The 13,496-nt window shown below is 64.9% G+C and carries 10 protein-coding genes; 9 read left to right on the forward strand and 1 reads right to left on the reverse strand.

Going from position 1 to position 13,496, the window contains the following annotated elements:
- Positions 1-68: 68 nt before the first annotated feature.
- The 9 genes from ABZ382_RS26590 to ABZ382_RS26630 all read left to right on the forward strand — a co-directional run bounded on the left by ABZ382_RS26590 (position 69) and on the right by ABZ382_RS26630 (position 12,946).
- Entirely contained in the window at positions 69-6,287 is a 6,219-nt protein-coding gene (locus tag ABZ382_RS26590; RefSeq protein ID WP_357094012.1) for a type I polyketide synthase, read from the forward strand.
- A 131-nt stretch (positions 6,288-6,418) separates the two neighbouring features.
- On the forward strand, positions 6,419-6,967 hold the full coding sequence (locus ABZ382_RS26595) for a hypothetical protein (protein ID WP_357094014.1): 549 nt from the start codon (positions 6,419-6,421) through the stop codon (positions 6,965-6,967).
- Between the two features lie 37 nt (positions 6,968-7,004).
- On the forward strand, positions 7,005-7,802 hold the full coding sequence (locus ABZ382_RS26600) for a cupin-like domain-containing protein (RefSeq protein WP_357094016.1): 798 nt from the start codon (positions 7,005-7,007) through the stop codon (positions 7,800-7,802).
- Positions 7,803-7,855: 53 nt separating this feature from the next.
- Positions 7,856-8,128: an acyl carrier protein gene (locus tag ABZ382_RS26605; RefSeq protein WP_357094017.1), complete on the forward strand. Its 273-nt coding sequence runs from the start codon at positions 7,856-7,858 to the stop codon at positions 8,126-8,128.
- A gap of 19 nt (positions 8,129-8,147) precedes the next feature.
- Positions 8,148-8,603: an ester cyclase gene (locus ABZ382_RS26610; RefSeq protein ID WP_357094020.1), complete on the forward strand. Its 456-nt coding sequence runs from the start codon at positions 8,148-8,150 to the stop codon at positions 8,601-8,603.
- Positions 8,600-9,964, forward strand: a complete 1,365-nt coding sequence (locus tag ABZ382_RS26615) for a cytochrome P450 (protein WP_357094022.1) — start codon at positions 8,600-8,602, stop codon at positions 9,962-9,964. Before ABZ382_RS26610 ends, ABZ382_RS26615 begins: the two co-directional genes overlap by 4 nt.
- A gap of 36 nt (positions 9,965-10,000) precedes the next feature.
- A complete protein-coding gene (locus ABZ382_RS26620) occupies positions 10,001-10,903 on the forward strand; it encodes a phytanoyl-CoA dioxygenase family protein (protein WP_357094112.1) in 903 nt (300 codons plus the stop codon).
- A gap of 25 nt (positions 10,904-10,928) precedes the next feature.
- Positions 10,929-11,843, forward strand: coding sequence for a phytanoyl-CoA dioxygenase family protein (locus ABZ382_RS26625; RefSeq protein ID WP_357094025.1), 915 nt, complete (start codon positions 10,929-10,931; stop codon positions 11,841-11,843).
- Positions 11,840-12,946, forward strand: a complete 1,107-nt coding sequence (locus tag ABZ382_RS26630; RefSeq protein WP_357094027.1) for a glycosyltransferase family 4 protein — start codon at positions 11,840-11,842, stop codon at positions 12,944-12,946. The genes ABZ382_RS26625 and ABZ382_RS26630 overlap by 4 nt, the downstream gene beginning before the upstream one ends.
- Before the next feature lie 7 nt (positions 12,947-12,953).
- Here ABZ382_RS26630 and ABZ382_RS26635 read toward each other — a convergent pair whose 3' ends face one another.
- Positions 12,954-13,487 carry a DUF6879 family protein gene (locus tag ABZ382_RS26635; RefSeq protein WP_357094030.1) on the reverse strand — a complete coding sequence of 178 codons (534 nt, stop codon included), beginning with the start codon at positions 13,485-13,487 and terminating at the stop codon, positions 12,954-12,956.
- Positions 13,488-13,496 lie beyond the last annotated feature (9 nt).

Below are 13,496 nucleotides of genomic sequence, written 5' to 3' on the forward strand. Positions count from 1 at the left end.
CGCGTACGAAATTTCCTGACATTCTGATTCGAATTCGTGTGCAGACGCGATGAATGAATGGTGCCATGATGAGCCGCGGAGATCTCAGGCCGGGTGAATTGATCGCGATCGTAGGCATGGACTGCCGTTTTCCCGGCGCCGACGATCCGGAGGGGTATTGGACGGTTCTTTCCGAAGGCCGACATGTCTCCTACGGTCTTCCCACCGAACGTGGCTGGGACCTCGGTCGGGTGTACAACGAGGACCCGTCCATCGAGGGGTCCACCTATATCCAGCGCGGTGGCTTCCTGCGGAACATCGGCGACTTCGATGCCAGTCTGTTCGGGATCGGGCCGCGGGAAGCCACGACGATGGATCCGCAGCAACGGATGCTGCTGGAGAGTTCTTGGCTTGCGCTGGAACGTGCGCGGATGAGCCCACGGTCGCTGAGCGCTGGGCGCTCGGGAGTCTATGTCGGTGCGACCGACAGCTATTACGGCTTGGCGGGCTCGAGCATCCCGGGCCTGGAGCGGCATCTGTTGATGGGGACGATGCTGAGTGCGACCTCGGGCCGAATCGCCTATGCCCTGGGCCTCAACGGCCCTGCCATCACAGTGGATACGGCGTGCTCGTCAGGTCTGGTCGCCTTGCACCTGGCGGTTCGAGCCCTGCGATCCGGTGAGTGTGATGTGACGATCGTCGGCAGTGCGACCGCGATCTGCGATCCGTCGATGCTGGCGCGATATTCGCGACACCGAGTCCTGTCGGTGGATGGCTACTCCCGCGGATTCTCCGCGGACGGGAACGGATTCGCTCCGGCCGAGGGGGTCGCATCATTGATCATGATGCCGCTGGAGCGGGCCCAGCTGCTGGGAAAGCCTGTGCTGGCGGTGATCCGCGGCAGCGCCGTCAACGAGGACGGAGCCAGTTCCACGCTGCAGGCGCCGAACGGGCGGGCCCAGCAAGCCGTGATCGATGCGGCCCTCCGCGACGCCGGTCTGCTTCCCCAGCACATCGACGCGATCGAAGCACACGGCCCCGGAACTCCACTCGGTGACGCCACCGAGGCCGCGACTCTGCAAACCAGTTACGCGCAGCACCACTTCGCGGACGATCCGCTGTGGGTAGGTTCGGTCAAATCGAATATCGGCCACACACTCGCCGCGGCCGGCCTCGCGGGTGTCATCAAGATGGTGCTGGCGCTCCAGCACGAAAGGTTGCCCGCCACACTGCATGTGGAGAACCCCATTGCGGGTGTGGACTGGACTTCGGGGGGAATGCGGCTGCTGGATCAGCCTCGTCCCTGGCCGCGAACGGGCGAACCGCGCCGCGCCGGGGTCCTGTCCTACGGGATCACCGGCACCAACGCCCACGTGATCCTCGAAGACGCTCCCGAGCCCGCCGCTGTCGGGAGCCGGCCCACGCGCCGGCGCGAGATTTCGCCGCTGCGGCAGCAGATTCCGATGTTGCCGCTGTACGCGGCGTCGCCGTCCGCTCTCGTCGCGCAGGCCGCGGCGCTGGCCGCGCACCTGCGCAGCCATGAGGATCTCTCGGAGGTGGATCTCAGCTGGTCGCTGGGCACTACGCGCAGCGCCCTGGCGTACCGGGCTGTTGTCACCGGCGGCGGCACAGCGGAACTGGTGGCGAAGCTGGACGCCTTCGCCTCGGCACCGGCCCCGCTCGGCGTCGCCGTGGGGAAGGTGAGGCACGGGCCGGGCCCCGTTTTCGTCTTTCCCGGACAAGGGTCGCAATGGGTCGGGATGGGTAACCGGCTGCTGACCGAATCGCCCGTTTTCGCTCGCTCGATGGCGCGCTGCGCCGAGGCGCTGCGGCCCTACGTGACCTTCGACGTCCTGGAAGTGTTGCGCGGAGAACAGAGTGCGCCGCTCGAGCGGGCCGAGGTGATCCAGCCGCTCCTGTTCGCGATGTATGTGTCGCTGGCCGAATTGTGGCAGAGCGTCGGAATCACTCCCACCGCCGTCATCGGACACAGTCAAGGCGAGATCGCCGCAGCTCATATCGCCGGAGCCTTCACACTCGACGAGGCCGCCCGCGTGGTGGCGCTGCGCAGCGCCGCGCTACGGGCGGTCGACAGGCCAGGCGCCATGGCATCGTTGACGCTGCCCGCCGAACGCGCGCGAGAACTACTGTGCCAGTGGAACGACCGGCTCGAAGTGGCGGTAGTCAATGGGCCGTCGGCCACGGTGATCGCCGGCGATGCCGAAGCGATGACGGAGTTTCTGCGGCACTGCGAACACAGCGGTGCCGAGGGCCGGCTGCTGCCGGTGGATTACGCGTCGCACAGCGAACACATGGAGGTGCTGCGCGATCGGATACACACCGATCTCGCGGGAATCGTGCCGCGTCCGGCCCGGCTGTCCATCATCTCCGCCACCACCGGCGAGATCGTCGATCCGACCACGTTGGATGCTTCGTACTGGTTCGAGAACCTCCGCCGGACAGTGCATTTCGACGAGGCGATACGTCGCGCGCTGACTGCGGGATATCGGCAGTTCATCGAGGTATCTCCGCATCCTGTGCTGGCCGGCGCCATCGCCGAAATCGCCGCCGCGGTGGACATCGACGTGGGGGTCACCGGCACACTCGCCCGCGGGCGCGGCGGCAGCGCGGACTTTCTCGCCGCCGTTGCCGACGCGCACGCACAGGGTGCCGAGGTGGATTGGGCGGCACTGTATTCCGGCGCCCGCGAGGTCGACCTGCCCACGTATTCGCTGCAACGGCGGTCCTACTGGCTACCGGCGACCAAGACCGCGCGGAGTATGCGAGAGGGATCCTTCGACAGTGCGGACCATCCGCTGATCACCACCAGCACCGACCTTTTCGACGGCAGCACGGTGTGTGTCGGCCACCTCGATGTGAGCGAAGACTCGTGGCTGGCGGACCACAAGGTATTCGACCGGGTCATCGTGCCGGCCACCGTGACGGTCGAAGTTCTCACCTGGTGTGCTGCGCGGGTCGGTGGGACCGGCGTGCAGGGCCTGGTCCTGAGCTCGCCTCTGTTGCTGTCCGATGCCGTCGTCGACATCCAGGTGATGTGCGGCCCGGTGGAAAAGGACGGCAGCCGACGGATGACCCTGCACTCCCGCGATCGCGGGGACAAAGGGCAATGGCGTTGCCATGCCGAGGCGACCACAACCCTCGGCCCAGTCACCGCAGAGCCCGAAGACGATAGACAGGAACAGGTTTGGCCTCCTCGAGGCAGTCGTCGCCTGTCCGTCGACGGATGCTATCGCGCGCTACGAGACCGGGGCTACGACTACGGTTCCGCCTTCCAGAACCTGACTGCCGCCTGGAGCCGAGACGCCACGCTGTACGTCGAAGTCCAGCTGCCACCGCGACAGCACATCGAGGGCTTCGCTGTTCATCCCGCTCTGATCGATTCGATCCTGCATGCGCTATTGCTGAGCGGATCCGAGCAGAGCACCTTATTGCCGTACTCCATCGGATCCGCGCGCATACTGTCCCGTAGCGCCGACCATCTGCGCGCCACGATAAGCCCGGTCGGACCGGACCGCTACCGTGTGCGGATCGCCGATCGCGAGGGAAATCCGGTCGCGGACTTCCACGATCTGCATCTGCGTCCGGTGACGAAACGTGGATTGCGCAGCATGCTCGCCACCGGCGCCCGACACGCGTTCCGGTTCCATTGGCGGCCGGTGGATCTGGGCACCGGCCGAACCGCTGACAGTGCACGATGGGCGGTTGTCGGCTCGCACGGCGACCTTCCGGGTGCGGATGCTCACCCCGATGCTTCCTTGTTGTCCCTGGCGCTCCGCAACGGACAATGCGTCCCGGAAGTCGTTCTGCTCGATCTTCGTTCCGCGAGTCAGGTGACCGAGTTGCCAGCCGAAGGTGCACTACGCGAACGCCTTTCGCGGGCAATGGCCGATGCGCAGGCGCTGCTGTCCGAGAGTCTGCTCGACGAATCGCTGGTTGTCTGCGTCACTCGGCGCGCCTGCAGCGCGAGCTTCGCGGAGGGTATTCCGGACGCGATCGGCGCAGCCTGCGCGGGCATGATGCGCTCGGTCCTGAGCGAGAATCCTGGCCGGCTGCAGTTGATCGACCTCGACACCGGCACCATCGATCACCAATCGATGATCGCCGCGATCGCCACCGACCATCCGCAGATCGCTCTGCGCGGGGGGCGAGCGTTCGTCCCACGACTCGTTCCGGCAGTCGACGATCTGCTTCGCCCGCCGGCCATCGAGCAATCCTGGCGGCTGGTGCCAGGCCGGGACCAGACCTTGGACGGTGTCGTGACCGCCCCGGCGCCCGACCTCGCGCTGCCGCTCGAGTCGGGTCAGGTGCGGATCCGCGTACTGGCCACCGGCATGAACTTCCGTGACCCCCTCGTCGCGCTCGGGATCCTCGACGAAGCCGCACTCGGTTTCGAGGTGGCCGGTGAGGTCGTGGAGGTCGGCGCGCAGGTCGGCGATGTCGAACTCGGCGCACGGGTCGCCGCGGTCGTGCTGCATGCGGGCGCGAGGCCGGGGGCTTACGGTCCGTTCGTCGTTGTCGACCGACGTGCCCTCCTCGCCGTGCCCGCGCACTGGAGCCACGCCCAGGCCGCCGGCGTGCCCATTGTCTTCCTCACGGCCTACCACGCGCTCGTCGAGCTCGCCGAGCTGAAACCGGGTATGCGAGTTCTGATCCACTCGGCGGCCGGGGGAGTGGGTATGGCAGCTGTCCAGATCGCGACCATGCTCGGCGCGGAGATCTACGCGACCGCAAGCCTGCCCAAGCAGCGTGCCGTCGAAGCGCTGGGGATCCCGCCCGAACGCATCGCCGACTCCCGGACCCTCGGGTTCGAACAGCAGTTCAACGAGGTCACCGGCGCCACCGGTTTCGATATCGTCCTCGGCAGCCTGGCCGGCGACGCGGTGGATGTTTCGCTACGGCTCCTGCGGCCCGGCGGAACCTATCTGGAGATGGGAAGGACCGACCTCAGAGACCCTGCCACCGCAACCGTCGGGTACCCCGACATCACCTACGGCAGCGTCAATATCGCGGTTCTTCCGATGTCTCGGGTCGAAGTCATCCTCGGCCAGCTCCAATTCCTGTTTGCCGACGGGTTTTTGAGCCCGTTGCCCGTCCAGACCTGGAACATCGGTCATGCGCGGGAAGCGCTGCGACACCTCAGTCAGGGGCACAGCACAGGCAAGCTCGTCCTGACTCAGCCCGCTGCGCTGGTGCCCGGCGAGACCGTTCTGATCACCGGCGGTACCGGCAGTCTGGGACGATTGCTCGCGCGTCATCTCGTTACCGCCCACGGTTGCCGCCATCTGGTCCTCCTCAGCCGCCAGGGCGACCAGGCGCCCGAAGCCAGGAAACTGGCAGGTGAACTTCGCGAAATGGGGGCTGAGGTCGTCCTGGCGGTCTGCGATGTGTCGGACCGCGCGGCGCTGTCGTCCGTGATCCGACGGATCCCGCCCCGGCACCCACTCGGCGCGGTCGTTCATGCCGCCGGAATCTTGGATGATTGCCTGTTCACCGACCTGACTCCCGAACGGCTTCACGGCGTTCTGTCGTCCAAAGCGATCGCCGCTCGACATCTCCATGAGCTCACCGCGGACATCAACCTGCGCGCTTTCGTGATGTACTCGTCGATCGCCAACCTGGTCGGCACGCCGGGACAGGCGAACTACGCGGCAGCGAATGCTTTCCTCGATGCGCTGGCCTATCACCGGCACAGCATCGGACTGCCCGCAACATCGATCGCGTGGGGGCTGTGGCAGCAATCCAGCACGCTCACTGCGCATCTCGACGACATCGACCGGGCACGCCTGGCCCGGCACGGGATTGCCCCACTCGACACGGCCAGTGCCCTTGCGGCTTTCGACATGGCCCTGGAGCTGGACGAGCCGCTGCTCGCCGCGATGGCGCTGGCACCCGTCGAACCCGGTACGCCGCCGGCCGCGGTATTGGCCGAACTGCCACGGGAATTCACACCTGCACCTGTCGGCGACCGTCTCGCGCAAGACCTCCCGCGACCGGAACTGACGGGTGTGTCACCCAGCGAACGGCTCAAAGCGCTGACAGCTTTGATTCGTGCCCACGCCGCTCTCGTACTGGGGCATCAAGATCCCGACGCCCTCGCAGCGGATCGGACCTTCCGAGACGCCGGGTTCGACTCGCTGTCCAATGTGGAGCTCCGCACTCGGCTCAGCAGCGCTACGGGCGTCCAGCTCACGGTCGCAGGCATCCTGGATCACCCCACCCCGACTCGACTCGCCATCCACATCAACAAGATGCTCGATCACGGTTCCCGGCTCGTCGACCTCCCGTAGCCGTGGAAATGCCTTCGAAGGGAAGACACATGCCAGCAGGCGAGAACGCACATCGCGTCGCCGTCACCGGAGGCGGAAACGATATCGAGGTTCGAAACCTCCGGTTATCCGATCTGGACCGAGTAGTGGAGATGGAGCGCGCCAAGTGGGACCACGAACAGGCCGCCACCGCTGAGGAATTGTTCGACAGAATCGATCGGCTACCCCAACTGGCCGCGGGAGCGTTCGACCGGGACGGGACCCGACTGCTCGCGTCCATGTTCGCTCGGCCCGTCACGCCGGAGACCATTCGCGCAGCGGAGAACTGGCGGGCCTGTGCCTACGCGCCACTGCCCCCGCCCGGTAGTACCGATTGCCTGTTCGGCGTGAGTCTGACCAGCACCAGCTCGAGCGCGGCCGTAGCGCTGTTTCGTTCCTTCTTGCCGCAGCTGGCCGTAATGGGTTATCGGAACCTGTACGGCGGGTCGACCGTCCCTGGATTGCGCGAATGGATCAAGGCCAATCCGGACGGGTCGCCCACGGCGTACGTACGGGCCACGAACGACGATGGAACGCCGCTGGACCGGCAGCTGCGCTACTACTACTTGAACGGCTTCACGAGGATCGTCTCGGTCAAGCCCAACTATTTTCCCCACCCCCAGTCCCTGGACTACGGGGCCGTTATCCACCGGCGGCTCTGATCGAGTTGCGGGCAACTACCGAAGGGAGGAGGGAAACATGCCGCAGCTACGACCTGCGACCGCACCGGTGCATGAGTACATCGCAAAGAAGGAACCAGCAGTGTTTCCGGGGCTGGCCGCCGACTGGCCGGCCGTGCATCGGTGGGATTTCGACTTCATCGGAAGACTGCGGCCGGGGATGTCCATCGAACTGGTTCGAGGGGATCGCGAAAGTGCCGCAACACATTTCACCCGGTCGACGCTGGGGGCCTACATGGCGCTCCTGGCTGACGATGATCCCGGCGAGGAATCCCTGTATCTCAAGGAATTCAACCTGCTGCGGAGGTTCCCGCAGCTTCAGGACGACCTGTTCCCTCGCACGAGCCTCTTCCCGCGGCGGGCGTTCTCCCCGCCTCCGGGAGTCTGGGTGGGTCCCGCGGGGGCGCGTACCGGCGCGCACTACGACCTGCTGGAGAACATTGCCGTACTGATCCGGGGGAACAAGCGTTTCCGTATTGCGCCACCAGGTTTCGTCGAAGCGGCCGATGCGTTGTCGGAAAAGTATGATCCATGGGCGCGCCTGTCGGCTTTGCCGTTGGGCGAGATAGCCGCCACGACGGCACATCATGAAGAAACTCTGTACGACGTCGAGCTCGAGGCCGGCGACGTACTCTACGTTCCCGATCGCTGGTGGCATGAGGTCGAGAATCGCTCGGCCAGTATCCTTTTGAGCGGCTTCTTCGGCACCTACCACCACGTTGCGATGTGCGCGATCCAGGTCGCAGCGCGCCAACTTCTACACCTCGCACACCTCGACCGTGGCCCGGCGTGTACCTGCCATGAAACTACCGGCTGATTCGTCATCCCAACCTGGTGCAGGCGCTGGTGGGCTGCTGATAAGGAGCACTGATGAGAGAGTTCGCCCTCGATGACCTGGGTCGACTGTACCGGGCGTGTGAAGGCGTCGAAACGGAACTCACCGAGAAGGCGCTCGATGAGCCCTTCTGCGAACTCGGTCTGGACTCGCTGGGCACGATCGAATTGGCCGAACGAATCCAACGGGAATGGAAAGTTCGCATACCGACGCTGCTACCGAACGAGACCGTCGAGATTCTCCGGACGCCACGGCTCGCACTCGAGTACGTCAACAAGCTCTTGGCCGCGACACACGAGAAGCAATAGCGGCGGAAGGAGCTGGCTGGTGACGCGATCGGTCGACGACTTGATCAAGACTTTCTATCGTGGTTTGAGCGGCGATGTCGGTCTGTTGGATGAGGTCATGGCCCCCGACTGGGGCGACAACTCACCCGGGCCGGCGTCCGGACGCGACGACATCGAAAGTCTCGTTGCCGCGGTCAATCACGCCTTCTCGCAGTTCACGATCGTCGTGCAGACGATCGTCGACGGACGCGGGGCGGACGGCAACGGGATGGTCGCGGTCCGCGGGGAGATGCGCGGGGTACACGCGGGCGAATGGCTCGGTGTGCCCGCGACCGGACGAGCGGTTCGGATCCGGATCCATGAATTCCATGAGATCGCAGACGGACTCGTCGTTCGGTCCTGGGGCCTCGAGGATTGGTTCGGTTGGCTCCGCCAGGTCGGGGCCGTCAGCAGTGGTGGATTCAGGATCGATGCAGAGAAACGTAGCGTCTCATGACAGACCTGTCCTGCGAGATTCCGACCGCGCCCGGCTCCCGGCCCTTGATCGGCCATCTGCTGCCGTTCTTGAAGCAGCCGTTCACCTTTCTGGCTCAGCTGCCCGAACACGGTGATCTCGTGAAGATCCGACTCGGTCCGAAAGCCGCTGTCGTGATCTGTGATCCCGGGTTGACTCGCAAGGTTCTGATCGATGACCGGACCTTCGACAAAGGTGGTCTGTTCCTGGAACGAGAACGGGAGTGGCTGGGCGAAAGCGTCGCCACGTGCACGCACAGCAAGCATCGGCACAAGCGCCGCCTGGCCCAGCCCGCCTTTCATTCGAAACGTCTCGCGGGCTACGCGCACACGATGACCGCACAGATAGCCTCGGTCGTCGACGGTTGGCAATCTGGTCAGGTCCTCGACGTCTGTCCCGAGATGTTCACGATCACCTCCCGGGTCTTCGGCGCCACAATGTTTTCCAGCACCCTGTCGCCGACGGGCCTGCGGGAAGTGGTCAGCGATCTCACCGCCACCTTCGAAGGCACCTTTCAACGGACGCTGCTGCCCGACGCGATCAGCCGGCTGCCGATTCCCGGCACCCGGCGGTACAACCACGCCAATCTCCGGTTACGGAACACGATGAACGGCATCATCGCCGACCGCCGCGCGACCGGCGTCGACAGCGGGGATCTCCTGTCGGCGCTCCTGGCGGTCCACGACCGCGACAGTGACACGCCCGGCACGACCGACGACGACGTCAGCGACGCGGTCGTGACGTTCTTCGTCGCGGGAACGGAGACCACGTCCTCGGCTCTGGCGTGGGTGCTGTATCTGCTTGCGCAGCACCCCGATATCGAAGCGGAGTTGCACGCCGAGATCGATACTGTGCTGTCGGGAAGAGCGCCCGATCACAGCGATCTGGAGCAGCTGGAGGTAGCGAGCAGGATCGTCACCGAGACCTTGCGGCTCTATCCTCCCGCGTGGTTCTTCACGCGCACAGTGACCGCCGGGGTCCGGCTCGGCCCATACGATCTGTCGGCCGGCAGCACCGTTGCCCTGAGCCCATATCTCATCCATCGGCGGCCCGACCTCTACGACGAACCCGATCGTTTCGATCCCGACCGCTGGCTGCCCGAACGTGCCACGTCGTCTCCCGGCGCCCTGCTGCCCTTCGGCGGTGGGGCGAGAAAGTGCATCGGGGAAGCCTTCGGGATGACCGAGGTCGTGCTGGCCTTGGTGACGATCGCGAGTCGCTGGCGGTTGCAGACCATCCCCGGTTTGCGCATCCGCCCGCCCCTTTCGGTCTCATTGGTGCCGGGAGGGCTGCATCTGCGCCTTATCGACCGCCGGGCCGGTCGACATCGTCTGCGGGAATGACGCGAGGCGGATTTCGATGTGGAAGAGAGGTATCCGGTGTCCGGGTTGACAAAGACCGAGCAAGATTTGCTGCCGTCCGATGACGATGTCGAGTTCTATGAGCAACACGGCTGGTTCGTCGCCCCGAAATTGTTCAGTGAGGAAGCGATCGACGCTGCGCTGACTGCCTTGGAGGCGCATCACCGACGTGAACGTGACTACGCTCTGCCGGGCGAGATCGACGAGCTCTACGACTGGGCCCCGGGTGCGGTCCACCAGATCCGGTTCAACGACTACGTCGCGCTGACGAATCGCCGGCTCCGTGATTTCATGCTGCGGCCGATAGTCGCGGCCGTTGCCGCGCGGTTGGCGCAAACGAGCCAGATCAGGTTGTGGCAGAGCAGTATTGTGCACAAGCAACCTCAAACCGCCGACGGCGACACCACCATTGGATGGCACACAGACCGCGCCTACTGGCGCAGCTGTACGTCCACCAAGATGTTGACTGCGTGGATCGCGCTGCAGGACTGCGACGAGTCCATGGGGCCGGTGGTGATGATCGATGGTAGCCATCGCTGGCCGGACACCGAGGACGTCCGTGCGGTCAGATTCGGTCGAACATTTTTCGGCAGCGATCCGACGATGTTGCAGGACCGGCTCGAGCGCACCGGCATGCCACTTCGACGCGTACCCCTCTTGTTGCGCAAGGGACAGGTCAGCTTTCACAACTGCCTGACCGTCCATGGCAGCGGACCCAATCTGAGCAACCGGGCCAGAATCGGGGCAACCATAGATATGCAGGATCATCTGAATCGCTATCAGCGGGTCTACGACCAATCCGGAGAAATTTACTCGGCCGCCAATGATCGGATGTGCCGCAAGCTGCCGAGCGGTGACGTCGACTACAGCGACCCCACGATTTGTCCCGTGCTGTGGGACGCGCAATCGACGTTGTCGTAGTTGATATTTGCGAGAAGGAGCCATTATGTTCGAGTTGTCATCGGCTGAACAAGAGTTGCTACCCTCCGACGACGATGTCGAGTTCTACCAGCAGCATGGCTGGTTCGTCACGCCGCGGCTGTTCACCGACGAAGAAGTGGACGCCGCGTCGGCCGCGCTGGCGATCCACCACAGCGGCAAACGCGACCGGACCTTGCCCATCACGCTCGACGACATGGACGACTGGATCGAGGGCTCGGCTCATCAGATCCGATTCAACGATCATGTCGCACTGACCAGCGACCGGCTCGGCAGCTTCATGCTGCAGCCGTTGATCGGAGCCATCGCGGCACGGCTGGCGCGAACCAGTCAGATAAGGCTCTGGCTGAGCAGCTTGATATACAAGCCCCCGCACACGGAAGTCACCCTCGAATGGCACGCCGACCGTGTGCATTGGCACACGTGCACGTCCACCAATATGTTGACCGCATGGATCGCGCTGCAGGACTGTGACGAGTCCATGGGCCCGGTGGTGATGATCGACGGGAGCCACAACTGGCCGGATACCGAGCAAACCCGTGCGGTTCGCTATAACGACACATTCTTTCTCGGTGACGATCCGGAAAAGGTCGACTCTATGCTCGAGAGCATCGGCATGCCGGTTCGTCGCGTGCCGCTGTTGTTGCGCAAAGGGCAGGTGAGTTTTCACAGCAGCATGACAATCCACGGCAGCGGCTCGAATTCGAGCGACCTGGCGAGAGTGGGATTGATCGTGCACATGCAGGACAGCGCGAACCGATACCAACGGGTGTACGACGAAGCCGGGGAGCTGCACTCACATGTCAACGATCAGATGTGTGGGAGGCTGCCGAACGGGGACGTCGACTACAGCGATCCCAAGATTTGTCCGGTGCTCTGGGACTCGGCTGAATCCCCTTCCGGCGGAGATCATCCGGCATGAGGTCTGATGCGCGCCGAGCCGGCGAGGACCGGGTTCTCTTCGTTGTGACGGTCATCGACGGCGGGGTGGAAGCGGTGCTGGAGGTGCTGATCCGGGGGTTGGAGCAGCGCGGCGTGCGGTGTGGGGTGTATGCGCCGCAGGGCGGCCCTGGCCGCGTCGGGTCGCTGTGTGCGTTGGGCGTGTGGATCGGGTCGCCGGCGCCGGTGGCGGCACGGCTCGCGCGGGGAGATTTCACGGTGGTGCACGCGACCTCGGCGTGCCCGAGCTGGCCTGGTCTCGCGTCGCTGCTGCGATGGGCGGCGCTGTTCGCGAGGACGGTGGTGACCGCGCACGTCAGCACCCCGACCGATGTGACCGAGGTGCGGTTCGACGGGTACACAGCGGTGTCGGCGGAGGCGGCGGCGGGGTTGATCACGCGCACAGCGACTTCGCCGCGGGTGATCGCGAATGCCCCGGACGTGGCGGTGTGCACGCCGGGGCCGGCGCGCGCGGGTCCGCGTCCGCAGCTGTTGTGGGTGGGTCGCGCGGTGGATACCGACTGGCCGTCCAAAGGCATCCACGGGCTGTTGTATCTGGTGGCGGCAGGTGTGCTGGCGGGTTTCGAGGTCGTGATCATCGACACCGAGGACAATGCGGAGACACTGGGGCTCGACGATTGGCTGGCCGGGCGGGTGGACTACCGGCCCGGCCTGTGTTCGAAAGCTGATCTGGTGCAGTGGTATCGGAATGTGGCCGCCGGTGGCGGCGCGCTCCTGTCGACCTCGCGGTCGGAAGGGCATCCGATGGTGATGATCGAGGCGATGGCCGCGGGCTGTCCGGTGATCGTGCCCGACAGTCCCGGCTTCGGCATGGTCACCGATGGGGTGAACGGGCTGAAATACCGTCGGGGCGAGGCATTCTCCGATATTCCCCGTTGTTTGCGCGAGCTCGGCGATGCGCGGATCCGGGAACGGATCGTCGCGGGCGCGCTGGCCTCGATCGCCGGAGAAGGGCACCCGGACCGGATGGTCGAGGCGTATCTGCGGGTGTACCGGTCGCTACCGCCGCGATCGTTCAGGCGTCGAGCCGAGGGCGTGCTGGAGCTGGCTCGGGGGTTGTGGTGACAGCGGATCACGCACCCGGAATGTAGTCGGTGTGTGGGACCGCCTTCGCCCACAGTGCATCCCGCACGGCGATTGCGCGCGCGACTTCGACCGGATCCTCCGTGAGGCCATAGCCCACGAAATCGTCCTCGTCGAACAATGTCCAGGCAAGCGTGTCATCGTCGATCAGGCACCACTCGTCTGCGGGGTATTCCTCCGGCGTCAACCAATGCCGAGGGAGCCAGCGAATATCCTCACCGTGTGCCTGGTTGCGCCCGGTTACCGCGTGGAGAAAGCGGATGTATTCGGTCAACGGTTCGGTGACTACCCGGACACGCTGCATAGCGACTCCTCTGGCGGTGGTCGCGTCGCTCAGATCCTCCCATTCCTTCCATAGGGTTGGGTAGTCGTCCGGGTCCAGCGGCACCAAGCCGGCCTGATAGCGACGCATCGGTTCGATCTCGTCGCTCACGATGTGTTCGTCTTCTCGCTCGAATTGAAAGGCGCGGTACCGAGCCCGGTCGAACAGAGAAGCGATGTCGGACCGAGGGAGATAGAACATAGTCACGAC

It is taken from the genome of Nocardia sp. NPDC005825 (assembly GCF_040630175.1).
GTDB lineage: Bacteria > Actinomycetota > Actinomycetes > Mycobacteriales > Mycobacteriaceae > Nocardia.